Origin of the sequence: Polynucleobacter sp. MWH-Jannik1A5, from assembly GCF_018881795.1 — a bacterium.
Classification (GTDB): Bacteria; Pseudomonadota; Gammaproteobacteria; order Burkholderiales; family Burkholderiaceae; genus Polynucleobacter.
The window spans coordinates 98,393-116,635 of sequence record NZ_JACVPQ010000001.1 but is presented as its reverse complement, the minus strand read 5'-3'; the positions used below and the strand labels follow the sequence as shown (position 1 = coordinate 116,635).

Below are 18,243 nucleotides of genomic sequence, written 5' to 3'. Positions count from 1 at the left end.
GGAGTGGAAACTAATGACATCTAAGCATAAAGAAATGGCCGAGTGGTATCGCCGTGCTCAAGAAGAGATTCTTGATAGCATGGATGAAGAGCTTGAAATGGAGCTTGATGATGATCGCCTCTCTCCTGACGGTGACAGTAAATCCCAGATTCCACGCAATGTCTACTTCCGCGAGTTATTTAGACTGCAGGGTGAGCTGGTAAAGCTGCAAGACTGGGTAGTTGCCAACAAGCTTAAGGTAGCAGTTTTGTTTGAAGGTCGTGATTCAGCGGGTAAGGGCGGAGCCATTAAGCGCATCACGCAACGATTAAACCCCCGTGTTTGTAAGGTAGTAGCATTACCCGCGCCTAATGAGCGTGAAAAGACGCAGTGGTACTTCCAAAGATACATTTCTCATTTGCCTGCTGGTGGTGAGATCGCTCTATTCGATCGAAGTTGGTACAACCGTGCTGGTGTAGAGAAGGTGATGGGGTTTTGTAATGATGAAGAATACGAAGAGTTCTTAAGAACAGTTCCTGATCTTGAGCGGATGATGATTAGCTCAGGCATTATCTTAATTAAGTACTGGTTCTCAATATCTGATGATGAGCAGTACAACCGCTTCATGATGCGTATTCATGATCCACTTAAGCAATGGAAACTAAGCCCAATGGATCTCGAGGCAAGAAGGCTTTGGGAGGCCTACACCAAGGCAAAAGAAACGATGCTTGAGCGTACGCATATTCCAGAGGCGCCGTGGTGGGTGGTAGCTGCCAATGATAAGAAAAAGGCGCGCTTAAACTGCATAACCCACTTGTTAAGTCAAATTCCCTATCAAGAAATTGATCATCCTGTGATTACTTTGCCTAAGCGAGTTCATAACCCAGACTATCTCCGAGGGCCAGTGCCTCAGAAAATGTACGTACCTGAGGTCTTCTAAGGAATTTTATTTTTCGAGTTTAGATAAATCGCCATCCCATTTAAAGGCGATTTCTTTATCTGTCTTCAAAAGTGACTTATCTTTTCCTGGGTAAGAAACTCTAGAGAGTAAATCTCGAATTAAATTTAAGTGAGTCAGTTTCTTGTCGTTAGCTTTTACGATTGTCCAGGGCGCATCTTTAGGACTAGTTTTTTCTAGCATTTCATTTCTACATTTGCTGTAGGCATTCCAATTTTTCTGCGCTTGCTGATCAATAGGGCTAATCTTCCACTGCTTTAGAGGATCATTTTCCCTGGCTTTAAGACGCAAAGCCTGCTCTTTCTTGGAAATATCTAGATAGTATTTCAAGATAGTGATCCCTGAGCTTGCTAGGATAGACTCAAAGTCATTTACGGTTTCAATGAAATTAACGTATTGAGCTTTGGTGCAGAAATTCATAACCCGTTCAACGCCAGCTCGGTTGTACCAGCTGCGGTTGAATAGGACAAACTCACCTTGTTTGGGTAGTTGTGCCACATATCTCTGAAAGTACCACTCTGCAGATTCGCTATCCGATGGTTTACCAAGCGCAACAATACGAGTTTCACGTGGGCTCAGATGTTCTGTGATGGCTTTAATGGTCCCATCTTTACCCGCTGTATCTCGACCTTCTAGTATGACCAGGATCTGATCACCATTTTTGATGAGGCTGTTTTGCAGCTTCACCAACTCAATTTGCAATTGGCGAAGTTCGGAGTTGTAACTAGAATCCTCCAGCTTTTCTTTGTTTTTGTGACCCATTAACTTGCTTCGCTATTGACCGCGGGCTTTTTAGCCACTGCTCTTTTAGCAGGCGCCTTTTTTGCAGGAGTCTTCTTTGCAGCAACCTTCTTTGTTGGGGTCTTTTTAGCAGGTACCTTTTTTGCTGCAGTTGATTTCTTAGTGGGAGTCTTCTTATCGGCGACTTTTTTCTCTAGCTTATCTAAAGCTTTTGCTAGCTTATCGATGAGCTTTTCTCTATCGGACTCTAATTTATCGAGCTTTTTCAATAATTGCTTCACCAGTTTTTTTTGGCTCATGATTTTCCTTATTTTTATTTATGGGCTATTAGTAAATCTTTACTATTTAGTCCATCCTACGTTTTAAATACATCAATTTCAAGCGTATATGACACTTTTGTGACGGTTAGCTACCTTATATGCGGCTCTAATGCGTAGTGACCTAGAATATCTATACTTTCTACCCTAAAGGTTTCGCTATAAATGACACGTCATTACGCCCTTATTACCATCGCTCTGCTATTGGTAGCTTGCTCAACGCCACAAAGTGAATTTGGTGTCTATCAACAGTCAGATGGCACGATTGGAGTACATGCACCCAAAAATTCAAAAGAGACAGATGCTCAAGAAGCTGCTCTCATGGAATGTAAAAAGCAGGGTAAAAGAACAGTGACGATTCTAGAAAGCAGAAAAACGGTCAATGACCGTTTTCCCTTAACTTATATCTATCTTTGCAGATAGTGGCGGACAGTTACTCCGCCATCTTTTTGATTAAATTAGCTTAGCAGCCACTTCTTAATCGATTTGTTTACGCACATCGCATCTAAAGCAAGACCGAAGAACTCGGATCCGTTAGTTACCATGCTCTCAATCGCTTCTACTTTGCCTGACTTGATGCCACGCAAATAGGTTGCTGCACGATAGCGCAAGAAGTGCTCTGTTTCGCCTTCTTCATTCTCGGTTGAGCAAAGCTCTAGGCTGCCATAGCGAGTTTCTGGGTTGATGTTCAAGATAGCCAGGCTAACAGCACCAACTAATTTCTCGGGAACTGGGATAGGCACATAAGAGTAGAGGGAGATCATCATTTCTTCTTCATCCACTTCAATGATGTGATCAATATCTAGCACATCTTTTTCAGTTAATTCAGTCTCACCAGAATCGCCACCACCAAAAGTAGACTCAAACTGCAACATCGCAGTATTGCTTCCTTTAGAGATCTCGATCATGTCAGGGTAGCCAAGCAAGCCTTTCCACCAATACATTAATGAGAAGGTGCAAGGCTTCACTTCAACCAGTCCCTTTTTAGTGGACTTCGCAAAATACAAACCGTAAAACTCGTCATCTTGCTCAAGACCATATTGGTCTACTTTTGGTGATTTAGATGAAGTTGGTTTTACCGCCTTCTTGGCAACTTTCTTTGCTGCTGGTTTTTTAGCCGCAGGTTTCTTTACCGTTGATTTCTTAGCTGCTACTTTTTTAGTTGCAGGCTTCTTTGCAGCGACTTTCTTCGCTGCTGGTTTTTTCACTACCTTTTTTACTGTCTTTTTGCTTGCGACTTTCTTAGTAGCAACTTTCTTGACAGCTTTTTTTGCAGGGGCTTTTGTTACCACCTTGGTAGCTACTTTCTTTTTTGCTGGAGACTTCTTTGTAGCCATGGTCTATTACCCTTCTTTTGGTAGTTATTGTGCTTAATGCACTAGCTGATATTACTGCAATTTCCCTAAGGAATTCGCCTTTGCTATATGGGGTTTTTCCGGCGAATTACAAGGGGATGGGGTAAAACAAAAAGATGTCAAAAAAGATTGTTCTTGGAATAGAGGGTTGCTAAACTAAGTTTGAGTAGTTTTGATAAACCAAATATGAAGAGGGTCTATGTTTCCTGAATATCGCGAACTCATTACTAAGTTGAAAACGTCAGATCGTCACTTTTCGCATTTATTTGATAAACACAATAATTTAGATCAGAAGATCCTGCGTATGGAGGCTCATACGGAGCCAAGCACTCCTGAAGAAATTGAGATTTTGAAGAAGGAAAAGCTTTTATTGAAGGACCAGATCTACGCAGTCCTCAAAAAGGCGAGCGCTTAAGTCAATTCTACTGAAAAGCCTAGATTGAAACTGGATCTAGGCTTTCTTCAGAAAGCAGGCCTTAAGCAGCATATTGCCAGCCTCTGTTTTGCAATCTACCTCGTGGTCGCCAGAGACCAAACGAATACCCTTGATTTTGGTGCCAACCTTGAGGGTTGTAGATGAGCCCTTCACTTTGAGGTCTTTAATCAGGGTCACCGTATCGCCGTCAACTAAGAGGTTGCCATTGGCATCCTTCACGATCAATCCAGCCTCTATTTCTTCTGTGGCTGCAGCTATAGGCCATTCATGGCCACATTGGGCGCAAACGTAATTCTCCCCATCAGGGTAGGTCATGTCTTCCTGGCAGGCAGGACACTTCGGTAAATTATCTGTACTCATAAGCTTATTTTAGTCTAGGGGTGATAAGCAGCATCCGATTGCCTATAGTCGCTTTAGAATGGTCGGGTGAACAAAGTTCTAAAGATTTCCCTGATTGCCTTTATCGCCTTCCTTTTGTTGGCGGGCTTAGGTGCTTGGTATGCAGCATCCTTCATTAATCCCACGCAACTCACGAAGCTTCTCAGCTCCTCGGTCAAAGACGCTACTGGCCGTGATCTCAAAATCAGTGGGTCTGTGAGTCTAAATCTGTTTCCAGTGATCAGCGTGAAGGCAGAGCAGGTATCTTTAAGTAATACCTCTTGGGCAAGTAATCCCGATATGCTGACATTCCAGCAAATTGAGTTAGATATCAGAACGCTCCCTTTGCTGAAGGGTAGTGTTGAGATCAGCAGAATAGGCGTCAAAGGATTAGAAGCCAACCTGCAAACCAATAAAGCCGGAGAGGGTAATTGGAATTTCACCCCGCCAGTGTTGGCTACCAATGGCGCAGCAAGCCCAACATCGGCCCAGACGTCGATGAGTGATGCTGACAATAACCCGTTCGTATCTTTTAAAGCAATTGATGTTGCCGAAGCTATCATCCGCTACCAAGACGGCAATAAAACTGCAAAAGTTATCCATTTTCCAAAATTATCTTTTGGTAGTAGCGACGGGAAATCCACGGTGCTGATCGAACTGCAATATGCCAATTACACCGCTACCCTGCAAGGTAAAACGGGTTCGATACGTAACGCATACTTTGCCTGGGATCAGTCTCCGGTAAAGATGGATCTGGATTTAGCTCTCACCTTAAATGGGAAAACGCTTGCCATTAAGGGAGAAATTGATAAGAAGCCTCAGGTTTTGCCACAATTTAGGATTGATTTAAATTCCAAATCCTTTGATTTAGCCCCATTAGCTGGGTCCGCTGCCATTGCTGGCAAAGCTGGAAGTTCTACCTCTTTAAGTACGCATAAAGCCCAAGGTAAATATTTCTTCTCAGATGAGTCGCTGCCATTTGATGTATTGCCTTTGGCTGACGGGTCTATCAATATCAATATTGCTGAGCTAGGTATACCAGGACAAGTCCCATTTACGAACTTTAAAACGACACTGCAATTTAAGAAAAACAGCATCGATGCAAATGATGTCAGTTTTAATCTTGGCAAGGGCAGTGCTCATGCACAAATCTCCATTGGTGGTTTTGATGGATCAGCTCCCAAGGTGTCTCTTAAGGGCCTAGCTAAAGACTTTAGTTTGGAGCAAATTATTGCGACTACGGATTCGAGTGCCAAAGTTTCAGGAGGTGATACTCGGATAGCCTGGAATTTACGAGGAAGTGGCGTAAGCCCCCATCAACTCGCTAGCAGTGCCACTGGTGCAATTCAGATTTCAGTAGGGCAAGGAAAAATAGATTCAAAGCTGATTAATAAAGGCGGAGACTTTGTCGTTACAGTATTAGATGCAGTTAACCCAATGCGGAAAAATTCTACCCAAACTATTTTGGAATGTGCTGTTGCCTATTTGCCGGTCAATAACGGGATGATTAATATTCAAGATTCCATTGGCGCAGAAACAGACCGACTCAACATCACGCTATCTGGCTCAATAAATCTCGCGAGCGAAGCCTTAAATCTCAATATCAATCCAAAAGAAAAGTCAGGCTTGACCACCGGCGTTGATCTAGGGGGCCTTGTTAAGATTGAGGGGACATTGCAAAACCCTCAGGCTGGCGTAAATAAGGTGGGAGTAGTCAATAGCGCTGTCTCGATCGGACTAGGCTTCTTGACTGGGGGAATTAGTATCGCTGCCGAAAATGCTAAATCTTTGGCAACCAAGTCGCAGCCTTGCAAAACAGCGCTGCACTCTTGGTCGGATATCTATTCAGTAAGCAAATAGGAAAAGCTAAGCTCGATAAAGTATTTCTTAAAAGACCAGGCCGCTAACAAAGAGGCTAAATAAAGAAATAAAGATGCTGGCAAAGAATGCGGTCCAGAAGCTGGAAATCGTAAAGCCACTCACCACTGCAGAAACAAGCATTAATACCAAAGCGTTAATCACGAGCAAGAAGAGGCCCATCGTGACTACGGTTAACGGAAGTGTGAAAAGCACCAATAAGGGTTTCACAATCGCGTTTGCAAAACCCAGAAGCAGGGCGGCAATGATTAAAGAGCCACCATCCGCAAAGCGCAGGCCACTAAAAATGTAGCTGGCAACCCAAAGGGATAAAGAAGTTAAGCCCCATTGGACTAAAAATAGCGTTAAGTTGCTCACGGAGGTTTCCTTTATTAATGTTGTAAGGGGCTTATGCCTAATGGCTATATTAGCAGTTGACTAGTAGTGGGGAGGAATTTCATCTTTAAGGCTCCCGCCACCGCCACCACTACTGCTAGCTTGCTCTTTGATGGCTTTGAGTTCGCGATACAGAAACTCAATTTGTTGCTGCTGTTTGTAAACTGTTTCGTTCAGTTTCTCGATGAGATCTTCAGTAAAGCTCAGCTTGATCTCTAAATTGGTGATTCTTTCTTCAGACATATTCAAGTTGCCTTCTTATTCAGAGATGAGTTCAAAGCGACCATCTTCCATTTCTGTTTTGGGCCTAATCCAAAAATCATGTGATTGCATCGATTCATAAACGTAGGCGGGCTCGAGGGTAGCCTCTACATTGGCAAGGAAGACCACTTTATAAAAGCCGCCAGTCTTAATGTGCCGAAGTTTGCTGCCTGGTTTAAATAGACCATCATCAGGGTCTGCCATTTTTGGTTTGCTCATAACGATATTATCAATCAAATGTCTTGTAATCAGCGGTAATGAGAACTTGTGCCGCCATTGCTGTATTTGCAAAGCGAAGCACTTCATTGTCTTTGCTAATGAGAGTGCTGGGCTTTGCAGTAAATGCAAGATCTAAAAATACCTGATCATCAGGGTCTTGGCATACCCAGGGCGCCTTCAGTAAATCATTGTCATTCAATATTCTCGCTAATCCCTGCCATTGAAGGGTGATCCGCTCTTGTTGGGCTTGGTCTAAAGAAAATAAAGGACGTGCAACCACGTCAGCAAATTCTTCTAGAGTGGCATGAGTAGCCAGCGCATCTATTTTTCCATCAATGAGTGCTTGCTTTAAGTGAAGTGCACGAAAGTCATTAAAGACAAATAGATCTAACAAGACATTGGTATCAAAAACTACCACCTGCATATCTGGGGCCTATTGATTGTTACGCCAAACTTCGGGGGTAATGGTGACTTGCCCCTGGTCGGAAGAAACATAAGCCTCACCATCTTGAATATTGACGTGAATGACCATACTACGCTCAACCAATTTATTTAAATCTTCAGCCTGTTCAGCTGGAATCGAAATCACCTGTAAATTGCGTGCGCGAGTTAATTTATTAGCAATGCCATCCCACCAGATTTTGCTTGTGTGTCCGCCATAGCAATACACAATCACCTGATCTGAGCGACCACAGGCCTTCAAAATGCGCCGCTCGTCTGGCTGGCCAATCTCAATCCACAACTGAATGGCATCGGTCAGGTCTTTAATCCAGAGGTCGGGTTCATCGGTATCGCTAAGACCTTTTGTGAATACCAGGTCTTCGTGAGCCTGCAATGCAAAAGCGATGATCCGGATCATCATTCGCTGCTCAGTCTCTGAGGGGTGCTTAGCAATGGTTAAGGAGTGACTACCGTAGTAATGACGGTCAGAATCTGCGACATGAAGGTCGGCTTTGTGGATAGTTGCGCGTAGAGCCATAACGCATTATCGCCTTTATGTTCGATCTCCTAGCCTGAGTGAGTCCATAACCAGTATTATTTGGCTTATGGCTTCTTCGGGGGCTAAAAAGGCCTCAAATGACTGTGTATCGTAAAACCCCATGATCCGTATTACTGAATTGCGTCTACCTATTGACCATGCTCCAGAAGCTGTGGAGCAGGCGATTCTGAAACGCTTGGGTTTAAACGCCAAAGACTTAATCGGCTTTGAGGTCTTCAAGCGAAGTTACGATGCCCGAAAAAACGTTGCCTTATCTTTTATCTACACCGTAGATTTATCGGTCAAAAATGAAAATGATCTGCTGAAGAAATTCGCGGGCGATATTCATATTAGGCCATCGCCAGACACAAGCTACCACTTTGTAGCAAAAGCACCTGACTCTATCCAATCTGGAAAAGTACTACGTCCAGTCGTTATTGGTTTTGGCCCTTGCGGAATTTTTGCTGCCTTGGTGTTGGCACAAATGGGCTTTAAGCCAATTGTTTTGGAGCGTGGAAAAAAAGTTCGTGAACGTACGCAAGATACTTGGGGCTTATGGCGCAAAAATACACTTAATCCAGAGTCGAATGTTCAGTTTGGTGAGGGCGGTGCCGGCACGTTTTCAGACGGCAAGTTGTATAGCCAAATCAAAGACCCCAAGTTTTACGGACGCAAAGTCATTCATGAGTTTGTGAAAGCCGGAGCGCCAGAAGAAATTACTTATGTAGCTAAGCCGCATATCGGCACCTTTCGCCTAGTTGGCGTAGTGGAAAAGATGCGCCAAGAAATCATTGAGCTAGGCGGTGAGATACGGTTTACTCAAAAGGTGGTTGGCTTTGATATTCAGAATGAGCAAATCACTGGGGTCAAAATAGAAGGGCAGCCAGACTTACCCGCTAGCCATGTCATCTTGGCTTTAGGGCATAGCGCAAGGGACACCTTTGAAGCGCTGCACCATGCTGGGGTCTATATGGAAGCCAAACCATTTTCGGTAGGATTTCGTATTGAACACCCCCAGTCGCTGATTGATCGAGCGCGTCTCGGTCCACATGCAGGTAATGAGCTCATTGGTGCTGCGGATTACAAGTTAGTGCATCACGCTAAAAATGGCCGCTCGGTCTATAGCTTTTGCATGTGCCCTGGTGGCACTGTCGTGGCTGCGACATCAGAGCCCAACCGAGTTGTAACCAATGGTATGAGTCAATACTCGCGCAATGAACGTAATGCCAATGCTGGCATCGTGGTGGGCATTACTCCGGAAGATTATCCGGGTGGTCCGCTTGCGGGTATTGAGTTTCAGAGAGCGATCGAGTCCAAAGCATTTGAATTAGGCGGCGGCACTTATGAGGCGCCGGGTCAGCTCATTGGTGATTTTTTAGAGGGTAAGCCTTCTACTGAATTCGGTAGTGTTTTGCCTTCATATAAGCCAGGTGTTCACCTAACTGATCTTGCTGACAGCTTACCCGCCTATGCTATCGAGGCCATTCGAGAAGCAATACCAGCATTTGAGAAGCAAATTAAAGGCTTCTCCATGAAAGATGCCGTCTTAACTGGAGTTGAGACGCGCACATCCTCGCCATTGAGAATTACCCGCGGCGCCAATTACCAAAGCCTTAACATCAAAGGACTTTACCCAGCAGGTGAGGGCGCTGGTTATGCTGGTGGAATCTTGTCTGCAGGTGTTGATGGGATTAAAGTAGCAGAAGCAGTAGCGCTAGACTATTTAGCAAAGTAACTTTCACATAAGTCTTCTATGATCTCTGTAGCAAATTCATCAACAGCACAAGAAAAAGATGTCTTATTTCATCCTGAGCTGCTGAAAAAGTTTGATATCAATGGTCCACGCTATACGTCTTATCCCAGTGCCGATCGTTTTCATAATGATTTTGCTGAAGCAGATTATTTGGCGGCTCTAGAGCGAGTGGCTAAAGTGGATGAGCCTCTTTCTCTCTACTTTCATTTACCGTTCTGCCCCAATATTTGTTACTACTGTGGCTGTAACAAAATCATTACCAAGGATCATGGGCGTAGTGCCAAATATATTAAGTACCTCGCCAAAGAAATGGCGATGGTCACTAAGGCGATGGGTGCGCAAAAGAAGATTCCCATTACGCAATTACATTGGGGTGGCGGCACGCCTACCTTCTTATCTCACGAAGAGATGATCGAGCTCATGCATCACACCCGTGAGCATTTTGAATTGCTGCCCGGTGGCGAGTACTCCATTGAGATCGATCCTAGACGCGTTACTGAAAAAGATATCGCACTCTTGGCGGAGTTGGGCTTTAATCGCATCAGTTTGGGTGTGCAGGATTTCAATCTCGCTGTGCAAGAGGCAGTCCATCGCGTGCAAACGATTGAAGAGACCCAGGCAGTCATGGACTGGTCCCGAAAGTATGGCTTTAAATCGCGAAGCGTAGATTTAATCTATGGGCTTCCCAAGCAGACACCGGCAACCTTTAAAGAAACTGTAGATGCGGTATTAGCAATGAATCCTGATCGTCTATCGGTCTATAACTATGCGCATCTGCCACATATCTTTAAGCCGCAACGCCGGATTGCTGAAGCAGATTTACCGCCTGCCGCTGATAAGTTGGATATTCTTTCCAATACGATCGAGCGCCTCGGTGAGGCTGGCTATGTCTTTATTGGGATGGACCATTTTTCTAAACCAGATGACGAATTAGCGATTGCTCAAAAAGAGGGCAAACTCCATCGCAATTTCCAGGGTTATTCGACACAAGCTGAGTGCGATCTACTGGCCTTTGGTATTTCTTCTATTGGCAAGGTAGATGATTGTTACTCCCAGAATGTGCGAACCTTGGATGAGTATTACGAGGCGCTAGATCAAGGGCATTTACCAGTACTGAGAGGTTTGCGTCTTGATCAGGACGATCTGTTACGTCGAGAGTTGATCGGCGAATTGATGTGTCAATTCGAATTAGATACAAAGTCTTTTGCTAAATCACATCAGATTGATTTCCAGGCTTACTTTAAAACTGAGATTGAAGAGTTAAAACACCTTGGAGATGCAGGCCTTTTAGATTGGCAGGGTGAAACAATCTTAGTACCCACGAAGGGTCGCCTCTTAGCGCGCCGAGTTGCAATGACCTTTGATCGACATCTCAGAGAGTCTCAAGCAAAAGGTACTTACTCCAAGGTTTTATAGGGTAAATCTCTAGTCATTTGATCTAGATCAAATAAGCTCTAAAACAGTGTTGCTTTTAAGCAATCAAAAAATTCTCAAATACTTTCCATTTGATTTACATCAAATTCCCGCATTGGTATCAATTTGAAAATAGTTTCATCGAAATTGATAACAAAAAGGGAAACCATCATGCGTATTAAGTCACTCGTAGCAGCCATGGCTGCAGTTGCATCTTTAGCCCCAATCGCGGCTCAAGCTCAAGCGGAAGAAAATCCTTGGATGTTGCGTGTGCGCGCAGTATATGTAGACTGGCAAAATGGTCAGGCAAACGGTTCTTCTACAGTTGCAGGCGTACAAACCAATAACATTAATGCTTCAAATCAATGGCTTCCTGAATTTGATGTTTCTTATTTCTTCACTAAAAACATTGCAACAGAATTAGTGTTGAGCTATCCCCAGCCTGTGAATATTAATTCCAATTTGACATCAGGCCCTACAGGTACGGTTAATGCGTTGCCACCATCGCTCTTACTGCAATATCACTTCACTGACTTAGGTGCTTTTAAGCCTTACATTGGTGCAGGTATCAACTACACTATTTTCGGAAATCGTAATAATTTCTCGCTTGGTGGCGTGAATAATGCTCTTACAGTTAGTCAAAATAGCGTTGGATTTGTTGGCCAAATCGGCGCAGATTATATGATTGACAAAAATTGGGGTGTAAACGTTGATTTGAAATACGCCACAATGAGTACTACTGTTACTGGTCAAAATGTTGCGCCAGGTCAAGACCTTGGTAAATTGACTTTGAATCCATTAATGCCAGCTATTGGTGTGACTTACAAGTTCTAAGGATTCAGTTCTTAGATCTTGAGATAGGGCCCTTCAGGGGCCCTATTTTTTTATCGAACGATTCTTAAATTAAATCTTGAATAAGCATTTCAAAAGCAGCTTCATCAAAGACTCGGTTATTGAATCGATGTAATAAAGAGTGGGTAGGTGGCTCTGTTCTGCGCTTGGCATATTGATCCCAATGAGCTAGCTTCCATTCATCCCGAGGATCGGCGCGCTTCTCCATTCGTTGTTTGGCTTCAGCCTCATCTAAATCGATCCAAGCAATTTGAATGGTGGTTTGTGGCGGCACACCAAGCGCAACTGCATCAAACATTCTGCCGCTCTGAATCTCTTTTGAGAACGGCCCAACTAAGATGACATTGACACCCAGTATTAAGTTCTCTCTAGCAATATCAATGAGTCCTTGGTATTCCCAATCTCGCAAGTTTGCAAGGTAGTAGGGGCTATCACGATCATTTGGGTTTTGAGTAGTCAGCTTCATGACCTGGGCGCTAAACGCGCCGTATGCAGTGTCTTTGTCTAGAAAGAAGAAATCCTCCCCAGTCTTTTCAATAATCAAAGGCAACGCTTTTTTGGCCAAAGTAGATTTGCCAGTACCCGCATGACCAGCGAATAGGATGAGGCGGGGCGCGGAAGGGGTTAATTTGCAGACCATATGGAGCTAGTCTCGCAGAAATCGGGGGAAATATCTCGTGTTTTGGGGAAGTGACGATAATGTCGCCATGGCTTTAATCGTACTCACTGATGCAAAACTGGCTTTTGGCCACGTTGACCTCCTCGCAAACACGGCTTTTTCTCTGGAATCAGGGGAGCGTGTTGGCTTAATTGGCCGAAATGGCACTGGCAAATCTTCTTTGTTGAAGATCTTGGCCGGTATCGAAAAAATGGATGATGGGCTCCTGCAGTATCAACAGGGTCTACGCATTGCATATGTTCCTCAGGAACCTATTTTTGAGGCTGAAGAAACGGTGTTTGATGCGGTATCCAAAGGTGTGGCGCAAGCAAAAGCCCTGCGAGAAGAGTACGAGGCACTGAGTGTTGGTGAATGGGATGATGCCTCCCATCATCGCTTGGACGAAGTGCAGTCCCAATTAGAGGCTCTTAGCGGTTGGAATTGGGAGCAGCGCGTTCATGAAACTTTAGATCGCTTACATCTAGAAGCTGATCTCAAAATCAATACTCTTTCTGGTGGAACTAAAAAACGCGTAGCTCTAGCACGTGCTCTGGTTGAAATGCCGGACGTACTATTGCTCGATGAGCCAACCAACCATTTAGATTTAGATTCGATTGCATGGTTGGAGGAGTTGCTTAAGGAATATCAAGGCTCTGTCATTTTGATTACCCATGATCGCGCCTTCTTGGACAACGTCTGCACACAAATTGTTGAACTTGATCGTGGCATTCTGCGAAGCTATCCCGGAAACTTCACTCAATATGAGGTTTTAAAAGAACAAGAGCTCAATGCGGAGTCTTTAGCTAATGCTCGGGCAGATAAATTACTGGCTCAAGAAGAGGTTTGGATCCGCAAAGGGGTGGAGGCGCGCCGTACTCGAAGCGTAGCCCGTATTGCTCGCCTTGAAAAGTTGCGCACCAGTCGTGCTGAGCGTCGAGATGCTATGGGGCAGGTGAAGTTGGCGGTATCTGCTGGTGATCGTAGTGGCAAAATTGTGGCTGACCTACAAAATGTCAGCAAAACCTACGATCGTCCAATCGTGAAGGATTTCACGGCAACTATTTTGCGTGGCGATAAGGTTGGCTTGTTAGGCCCCAATGGCGCTGGTAAGACTACTTTACTTAAATTGATTCTAGGAACCATTGCGCCTGACTCGGGTACCGCAACCATGGGAACCCGAATTGAAGTTGCCTATTTTGATCAAATGCGTGAAGGCTTAGATCTCAATGCTTCACTAGAGGATTACATCAGTCCAGGTAGTGAGTGGATTGAAATCAATGGCAATAAAAAGCACGTCAAGAGTTACTTGAGTGATTTCTTATTTGCGCCAGAGAGAACCAATTCACCAGTAAGCACCTTATCTGGTGGTGAGCGTAACCGTCTATTGCTGGCCCGCTTGTTTGCTAGACCAGCTAATGTATTGGTTCTAGACGAGCCAACCAACGACTTAGATATTGATACCTTAGATTTACTTGAGCAACTCTTACAAGATTACAAAGGTACTGTCTTCTTAGTTAGCCATGATCGTTATTTCTTGGATAACGTAGTAACGAGCATTATTGCGAATGAGGGCGATGGCTTCTGGCGCGAATATGAAGGTGGTTACGAGGATTGGAAGATTCAAAAAGCCCGTTCAGAAAAGATCCGCGCATCTAATGCAAACTCTAAGTCAACAGAAAGGGTGGAGAGCAAAGTAGAGACCAAGGCAGAGCCTAAAGTAGACACTAAGCCAGCGCCAAAAAGCGGCGTTCAAAAACTCAATGGCAAAGAGCGTCAAGAGTTAGAAGCATTGCCTTTGCAAATTGAAGAATTGGAAACAGAGCAGGCAGATATTGGAATTGCTATGAGCAATCCAGATTTATATAAGAACGAACCTGAGCTGGCAGCCAGCATGCAAGCTCGTTTGAGTGAAATTACTGCTGATTTAGATCAGAAGCTGCAGCGTTGGGAGCAGCTTTTAAGTCGCTCCGAATCCTAGGCCATCACTAGCTTAGAGCCTTACTTTAAACGCGCGCGCAGTTGAGCAATTTCATCAAGCAGGTCGAGCGCCAGGGCGACGCCAGGCGCATTCAACTCTAGATCGTGTGTGAGATGCGCTGCAGTTTTGGCCCTTCTCAATGAGTCACCGCTGAAGCGCCAATCTTCAGGTGAGGATCCTGCTGGACTTAGTACACCTTCAGAAACCCAGGTCATGATGAGATCTTCTGGTGTGCGCGATGCGTGTGAGAGCTCAACAATCGTCATGTGAACTTCGTTCTCAACTACTGCGCCTTCAATCCAAGTGATATTTGTTTGCGTCATATCCATCATCCCTTCAAGTGAGATCTGGGGTTGAAATCAAAAGCCTTCTCAAAGTTTTGGTAGGCCTCTTTCTGAGCATCGGTTTGCGCTGGTGGCAGGGCAATGCTAGGAACCACATATAAATCACCTGGCTCAGAGCTAGGGATGCCTTTGCCTTTGAGGCGCATCTTGCGACCTGCTACTGTTCCTGCTGGGATTTTTAATTCCAGAGTGCTGCCTGCTGGGGTAGGCACATTGACTGTCGTACCTAAAGCAGCTTCCCATGGGGCCAGTGGAATATCAATAAATACATCCTTACCGTCTACGCGATAGATGGGGTTTGGATGAAAGTCGATTTCTAAGTAGAGATCACCGGCAGGACCTTCGCCCATACCAGGGCCGCCTTGGCCAGAAAGTCTTAGATTTTGTCCGGCTTTAATACCCTTGGGGATGCTGACATCTAGCTTACGTTCTTGAGTGCTGACATGACCACTCGCATCTTGTGTAGGCATGTGCAAGGCAATCGTACGCTTAGCGCCGTTGTAAGCGTCTGCGAGATCAATCAAAATTTTGGCGTGATGATCTTGCCCTTTAAAGTTCATGCCCTGACGACTGTTGCTACTGCGTCCACCTTGGCGATGCTTACCTCTGCCAAAAAGAGATTCAAAGAATTCACTTTGATCACCCTCGAAGCCGCCACCATAGCCAGGATGACCGCCACCATAGCCAGCATCAGAATATTCAAAACCTTCATTCCAATTAGGAGGAGGTGTGAAGTCTTGACCGTTTTTCCAATTCTCGCCAAAGCGATCATAGGCCGCCCGTTTTTCGGTGTCCTTTAAAACGGCGTAGGCTTCACCGATTTGTTTGAACTGTTCTTCAGCTCCAGCTTCTTTATTGACGTCTGGATGATATTTGCGCGCTAGTTTGCGATAGGCTGATTTGATTTCAGCCTCGGTAGCGCTGCGAGCAACGCCAAGAGTTTCGTAGTAATCCCTAAATTTCATAAGCTTGTTTCAGTGTCGTTTCTATCTGGGTTGAGCTAATAGGATTAATTCTACAGTTCTCTTAGCTCATTACCCCAATTTGCCAGGGAACAAATTCATAGTCGCCCAGGCCAAGAAGCTCACTCTTAGAGGGTTCGCCTGAGGCGGTCCTAAGGAATAACTCAAATATCCGCTGCCCCATTTCCTGGACGGAGACAGTGCCGTCCAAAATCTCCCCGCAGTTGATATCCATATCCTCGGTAAGGCGCTGATACATCGGGGTATTGGTGGCTAATTTGATACAGGGTGCAGGCTTAGAGCCAAACATAGACCCGCGACCTGTAGTGAAGGCAATCAGGTTAGCGCCGCCAGCAATTTGCCCAGTCGCAGAAACTGGGTCAAATCCAGGGGTATCCATAAATACGAAGCCTTTAGCTTTGACTGGTTCAGCATACTTATAGACTTCCATCAGCGGACCGGTACCGCCCTTCATAGATGAGCCTAGTGATTTTTCAAAGATATTGGCTAAACCGCCAATTTGGTTGCCTGGACTTACTTGACCATTAATTTGTACGTCTCTACCAACAGAGTACTCATCTTTCCACCAGCGAATTCGTTGAATCAGTTTTTCGCCTACGGCTTTGCTAACTGCACGGCGGGTGAGGGTATGTTCAACACCATAAATTTCTGGCGTCTCCGAAAGAATTCCAGTGCCACCATGACAGGACAAAATATCAATCGCAGCCCCTAAAGCTGGGTTAGCTGTGATGGAAGAAAAGCCATCCGAGCCGCCACATTGCAGACCAACGCATAAATGACTTGCGGATACAGTCTCACGCTTGGCTTTATTTGCCTCAGGTAGTAATGCTTTTACTGCTTCAATGCCGGCTTCGATCGTTTTGCGAGTGCCGCCTGTTTCTTGCATGATAAAAGTGTGCAAGTTAGCATTCTCAGTAAGGTCTTCTTGCTCCATCAAGCCTTTCAGTTGATTGCGTTCACAGCCAAGACCTACGATGAGTGCGGCAGCTAGGTTAGGGTGCCGTGCATACCCGGCCATCGTGCGGCGTAGAAGTTCCATAGGCTCGCCACTCATCTCCATGCCGCAGCCAATATCATGACTAAAAGCCACCACACCATCTACGTTGGGAAACTCTTTGAGGCGCTCAGGTGTAAACCAATCTGCAATTTTGTTCACAACTGTTGCTGAGCAATTAACGGTAGAAAGAATGCCGATGAAATTGCGCGTTCCTACTTTGCCATTGGGTCTGACATAGCCTTGAAAAGTAGCGCGTTCAGATTCGGGCAAGAGAGTTGTAGGCTTGTATTCGCTGGCGTAAGCATAGTCACGATCAAACTCACGAAACTCAGTGTTATGACTATGGACCATGGTACCGGCTTCAATATCGGTATTAGCAAATCCTACGGTGACGTTGTACTTGAGAATGGGTTCACCCTTCAGTATTTTTTGAGAGGCGATTTTGTAACCTGCTGGCACTTGGCTGCGGCTTGTGAAGTTCTCGCTAGGTACCTCGGTACCAATGCCAATATCTACTCGCGCAACAACAATATTGTCATTGGGATGTAGGCGAATAATGGGGCCAGCCAGTTTCTTTCCAGAGGTTTCAATCATGATCTATAAGCTTTTCAATAGGATGAGCTGATCGTATGACGAAGTAGTCAGATATTTAATGACTCAAGTCAAAAATTAGTACTTCTGCATCGACTCCAGCACTTATTTCTAAGGAAGGCTCATCTTCAATGAATAGGGCGTCACCTGCAACTAACTTTTGGCCATTGATCGTGAGCATTCCGCGGATGAGATGGGCATATGCTTTTCTCTTGGGATTAAGTTTCATTGTTGCGGATTGAGGGCCATTGAAAAGTCCCGCATAGATGGTGGCATCTGCATGAAGTTTCAAGGCGCCATCATTTCCGGTGGGGGAGGCGATGATGCGAAGCTTGCCCTCTTTTTCAATTGCTGGAATTGTTTTTTGTTCATAGCTAGGCTCAATCTCAGAAACGTTGGGCTCTATCCAGATTTGCAAAAAATGGGTAGTTTGATCTTTGGCGTGATTGAACTCGCTATGGGTTACTCCGCTGCCAGCACTCATGCGCTGAACATCGCCTGGGGGAATGGACTCAATATTGCCTATGCTGTCCTGATGCGCCAATTCTCCTGAAAGAACATAACTAATAATTTCCATATTGCGATGGCCGTGTTTACCAAAGCCCATTCCGGCTGTAACACGATCCTCATTAATCACGCGCAAGTTTCCCCAGCCCATAAAGCGAGGGTCATGGTAGCCGGCGAATGAAAAGGAGTGAAAGCTTTTAAGCCAGCCGTGGTCTGCATAGCCACGATCTTGGGATTTTCTGAGATTTATCATGGTTTTAGGGTATCCAAAAGCAAATTGAAAGAATCTGT

22 protein-coding genes are annotated in these 18,243 nt (G+C 45.0%); 8 read left to right on the top strand and 14 right to left on the bottom strand.

What is annotated here, in order from left to right; genetic code table 11:
* The first annotated feature begins 13 nt into the window (after positions 1-13).
* Complete coding sequence (ppk2, locus tag ICN23_RS00530; protein WP_216230451.1) at positions 14-919, top strand: polyphosphate kinase 2; 906 nt, start codon at positions 14-16, stop codon at positions 917-919.
* A 6-nt stretch (positions 920-925) separates the two neighbouring features.
* Here the strand turns inward: ppk2 (ICN23_RS00530) and ppk2 (ICN23_RS00525) are convergent, their stop codons facing one another.
* Together ppk2 (ICN23_RS00525) and ICN23_RS00520 are read right to left on the bottom strand one after the other, a co-directional pair.
* Positions 926-1,699, bottom strand: coding sequence for a polyphosphate kinase 2 (ppk2, locus tag ICN23_RS00525; RefSeq protein WP_216230450.1), 774 nt, complete (start codon positions 1,697-1,699; stop codon positions 926-928).
* Complete coding sequence (locus ICN23_RS00520) at positions 1,699-1,977, bottom strand: serine/threonine protein kinase (RefSeq protein ID WP_216230449.1); 279 nt, start codon at positions 1,975-1,977, stop codon at positions 1,699-1,701. Before ICN23_RS00520 ends, ppk2 (ICN23_RS00525) begins: the two co-directional genes overlap by 1 nt.
* Before the next feature lie 183 nt (positions 1,978-2,160).
* Between ICN23_RS00520 and ICN23_RS00515 the strand changes: the two genes are divergently transcribed.
* The gene (locus ICN23_RS00515) at positions 2,161-2,418 is read left to right on the top strand and encodes a hypothetical protein (protein WP_216230448.1); all 258 of its coding nucleotides are present in this window, start codon (positions 2,161-2,163) and stop codon (positions 2,416-2,418) included.
* Between the two features lie 35 nt (positions 2,419-2,453).
* Here the strand turns inward: ICN23_RS00515 and ICN23_RS00510 are convergent, their stop codons facing one another.
* The gene (locus ICN23_RS00510) at positions 2,454-3,332 is read right to left on the bottom strand and encodes a hypothetical protein (RefSeq protein WP_216230447.1); all 879 of its coding nucleotides are present in this window, start codon (positions 3,330-3,332) and stop codon (positions 2,454-2,456) included.
* A gap of 217 nt (positions 3,333-3,549) precedes the next feature.
* Between ICN23_RS00510 and ICN23_RS00505 the strand changes: the two genes are divergently transcribed.
* Positions 3,550-3,765: a YdcH family protein gene (locus ICN23_RS00505; RefSeq protein ID WP_216230446.1), complete on the top strand. Its 216-nt coding sequence runs from the start codon at positions 3,550-3,552 to the stop codon at positions 3,763-3,765.
* A gap of 36 nt (positions 3,766-3,801) precedes the next feature.
* Here the strand turns inward: ICN23_RS00505 and ICN23_RS00500 are convergent, their stop codons facing one another.
* The gene (locus ICN23_RS00500) at positions 3,802-4,146 is read right to left on the bottom strand and encodes a zinc ribbon domain-containing protein YjdM (RefSeq protein WP_216230445.1); all 345 of its coding nucleotides are present in this window, start codon (positions 4,144-4,146) and stop codon (positions 3,802-3,804) included.
* A 66-nt stretch (positions 4,147-4,212) separates the two neighbouring features.
* Between ICN23_RS00500 and ICN23_RS10065 the strand changes: the two genes are divergently transcribed.
* Entirely contained in the window at positions 4,213-6,024 is a 1,812-nt protein-coding gene (locus ICN23_RS10065; RefSeq protein ID WP_216230444.1) for an AsmA family protein, read from the top strand.
* Between the two features lie 27 nt (positions 6,025-6,051).
* Here ICN23_RS10065 and ICN23_RS00490 read toward each other — a convergent pair whose 3' ends face one another.
* The 5 genes from ICN23_RS00490 to ICN23_RS00470 are packed head-to-tail and all read right to left on the bottom strand — an operon-like array spanning position 6,052 to position 7,876.
* Complete coding sequence (locus ICN23_RS00490; protein ID WP_068323482.1) at positions 6,052-6,399, bottom strand: phage holin family protein; 348 nt, start codon at positions 6,397-6,399, stop codon at positions 6,052-6,054.
* 60 nt (positions 6,400-6,459) lie between these two features.
* Positions 6,460-6,660: a SlyX family protein gene (locus ICN23_RS00485; protein ID WP_216153793.1), complete on the bottom strand. Its 201-nt coding sequence runs from the start codon at positions 6,658-6,660 to the stop codon at positions 6,460-6,462.
* A 15-nt stretch (positions 6,661-6,675) separates the two neighbouring features.
* Positions 6,676-6,897, bottom strand: a complete 222-nt coding sequence (locus ICN23_RS00480; protein ID WP_216230443.1) for a hypothetical protein — start codon at positions 6,895-6,897, stop codon at positions 6,676-6,678.
* Positions 6,898-6,907: 10 nt separating this feature from the next.
* On the bottom strand, positions 6,908-7,321 hold the full coding sequence (locus ICN23_RS00475; RefSeq protein WP_216230442.1) for a putative toxin-antitoxin system toxin component, PIN family: 414 nt from the start codon (positions 7,319-7,321) through the stop codon (positions 6,908-6,910).
* Between the two features lie 9 nt (positions 7,322-7,330).
* Complete coding sequence (locus ICN23_RS00470; protein ID WP_216230441.1) at positions 7,331-7,876, bottom strand: YaeQ family protein; 546 nt, start codon at positions 7,874-7,876, stop codon at positions 7,331-7,333.
* Between the two features lie 121 nt (positions 7,877-7,997).
* Between ICN23_RS00470 and ICN23_RS00465 the strand changes: the two genes are divergently transcribed.
* The 3 genes from ICN23_RS00465 to ICN23_RS00455 all read left to right on the top strand — a co-directional run bounded on the left by ICN23_RS00465 (position 7,998) and on the right by ICN23_RS00455 (position 11,876).
* Positions 7,998-9,611, top strand: a complete 1,614-nt coding sequence (locus ICN23_RS00465; protein ID WP_216230440.1) for an NAD(P)/FAD-dependent oxidoreductase — start codon at positions 7,998-8,000, stop codon at positions 9,609-9,611.
* Between the two features lie 18 nt (positions 9,612-9,629).
* Complete coding sequence (hemN, locus tag ICN23_RS00460) at positions 9,630-11,045, top strand: oxygen-independent coproporphyrinogen III oxidase (RefSeq protein ID WP_216230439.1); 1,416 nt, start codon at positions 9,630-9,632, stop codon at positions 11,043-11,045.
* Between the two features lie 168 nt (positions 11,046-11,213).
* On the top strand, positions 11,214-11,876 hold the full coding sequence (locus tag ICN23_RS00455; protein WP_216230438.1) for an OmpW family protein: 663 nt from the start codon (positions 11,214-11,216) through the stop codon (positions 11,874-11,876).
* A gap of 64 nt (positions 11,877-11,940) precedes the next feature.
* Here ICN23_RS00455 and ICN23_RS00450 read toward each other — a convergent pair whose 3' ends face one another.
* Positions 11,941-12,534: an ATP-binding protein gene (locus ICN23_RS00450; protein ID WP_216230437.1), complete on the bottom strand. Its 594-nt coding sequence runs from the start codon at positions 12,532-12,534 to the stop codon at positions 11,941-11,943.
* A 67-nt stretch (positions 12,535-12,601) separates the two neighbouring features.
* Here ICN23_RS00450 and ICN23_RS00445 point away from each other — a divergent pair, with 67 nt between their 5' ends.
* Entirely contained in the window at positions 12,602-14,530 is a 1,929-nt protein-coding gene (locus ICN23_RS00445; RefSeq protein ID WP_216230436.1) for an ATP-binding cassette domain-containing protein, read from the top strand.
* A 20-nt stretch (positions 14,531-14,550) separates the two neighbouring features.
* Here ICN23_RS00445 and ICN23_RS00440 read toward each other — a convergent pair whose 3' ends face one another.
* The 4 genes from ICN23_RS00440 to ICN23_RS00425 form a co-directional block, all read right to left on the bottom strand.
* Positions 14,551-14,853, bottom strand: coding sequence for a chaperone modulator CbpM (locus ICN23_RS00440; protein ID WP_216230435.1), 303 nt, complete (start codon positions 14,851-14,853; stop codon positions 14,551-14,553).
* 5 nt (positions 14,854-14,858) lie between these two features.
* Positions 14,859-15,839, bottom strand: coding sequence for a DnaJ C-terminal domain-containing protein (locus ICN23_RS00435; RefSeq protein ID WP_216230434.1), 981 nt, complete (start codon positions 15,837-15,839; stop codon positions 14,859-14,861).
* Positions 15,840-15,900: 61 nt separating this feature from the next.
* Entirely contained in the window at positions 15,901-17,448 is a 1,548-nt protein-coding gene (locus tag ICN23_RS00430; RefSeq protein WP_216230433.1) for a UxaA family hydrolase, read from the bottom strand.
* 55 nt (positions 17,449-17,503) lie between these two features.
* Positions 17,504-18,205: a pirin family protein gene (locus tag ICN23_RS00425; RefSeq protein ID WP_216230432.1), complete on the bottom strand. Its 702-nt coding sequence runs from the start codon at positions 18,203-18,205 to the stop codon at positions 17,504-17,506.
* Positions 18,206-18,243: the final 38 nt, after the last annotated feature.

Excerpts from the sequence above, each read along its gene's own strand:
- ppk2 (WP_216230451.1), top strand. The coding sequence starts at position 14 with ATGACATCTAAGCATAAAGAAATGGCCGAGTGGTATCGCCGTGCTCAA.
- ppk2 (WP_216230450.1), bottom strand. The coding sequence starts at position 1,699 with ATGGGTCACAAAAACAAAGAAAAGCTGGAGGATTCTAGTTACAACTCC.
- ICN23_RS00520 (WP_216230449.1), bottom strand. The coding sequence starts at position 1,977 with ATGAGCCAAAAAAAACTGGTGAAGCAATTATTGAAAAAGCTCGATAAA.
- ICN23_RS00515 (WP_216230448.1), top strand. The coding sequence starts at position 2,161 with ATGACACGTCATTACGCCCTTATTACCATCGCTCTGCTATTGGTAGCT.
- ICN23_RS00510 (WP_216230447.1), bottom strand. The coding sequence starts at position 3,332 with ATGGCTACAAAGAAGTCTCCAGCAAAAAAGAAAGTAGCTACCAAGGTG.
- ICN23_RS00505 (WP_216230446.1), top strand. The coding sequence starts at position 3,550 with ATGTTTCCTGAATATCGCGAACTCATTACTAAGTTGAAAACGTCAGAT.
- ICN23_RS00500 (WP_216230445.1), bottom strand. The coding sequence starts at position 4,146 with ATGAGTACAGATAATTTACCGAAGTGTCCTGCCTGCCAGGAAGACATG.
- ICN23_RS00485 (WP_216153793.1), bottom strand. The coding sequence starts at position 6,660 with ATGTCTGAAGAAAGAATCACCAATTTAGAGATCAAGCTGAGCTTTACT.
- ICN23_RS00480 (WP_216230443.1), bottom strand. The coding sequence starts at position 6,897 with ATGAGCAAACCAAAAATGGCAGACCCTGATGATGGTCTATTTAAACCA.
- ICN23_RS00475 (WP_216230442.1), bottom strand. The coding sequence starts at position 7,321 with ATGCAGGTGGTAGTTTTTGATACCAATGTCTTGTTAGATCTATTTGTC.
- ICN23_RS00470 (WP_216230441.1), bottom strand. The coding sequence starts at position 7,876 with ATGGCTCTACGCGCAACTATCCACAAAGCCGACCTTCATGTCGCAGAT.
- ICN23_RS00465 (WP_216230440.1), top strand. The coding sequence starts at position 7,998 with ATGATCCGTATTACTGAATTGCGTCTACCTATTGACCATGCTCCAGAA.
- hemN (WP_216230439.1), top strand. The coding sequence starts at position 9,630 with ATGATCTCTGTAGCAAATTCATCAACAGCACAAGAAAAAGATGTCTTA.
- ICN23_RS00455 (WP_216230438.1), top strand. The coding sequence starts at position 11,214 with ATGCGTATTAAGTCACTCGTAGCAGCCATGGCTGCAGTTGCATCTTTA.
- ICN23_RS00450 (WP_216230437.1), bottom strand. The coding sequence starts at position 12,534 with ATGGTCTGCAAATTAACCCCTTCCGCGCCCCGCCTCATCCTATTCGCT.
- ICN23_RS00445 (WP_216230436.1), top strand. The coding sequence starts at position 12,602 with ATGGCTTTAATCGTACTCACTGATGCAAAACTGGCTTTTGGCCACGTT.
- ICN23_RS00440 (WP_216230435.1), bottom strand. The coding sequence starts at position 14,853 with ATGACGCAAACAAATATCACTTGGATTGAAGGCGCAGTAGTTGAGAAC.
- ICN23_RS00435 (WP_216230434.1), bottom strand. The coding sequence starts at position 15,839 with ATGAAATTTAGGGATTACTACGAAACTCTTGGCGTTGCTCGCAGCGCT.
- ICN23_RS00430 (WP_216230433.1), bottom strand. The coding sequence starts at position 17,448 with ATGATTGAAACCTCTGGAAAGAAACTGGCTGGCCCCATTATTCGCCTA.
- ICN23_RS00425 (WP_216230432.1), bottom strand. The coding sequence starts at position 18,205 with ATGATAAATCTCAGAAAATCCCAAGATCGTGGCTATGCAGACCACGGC.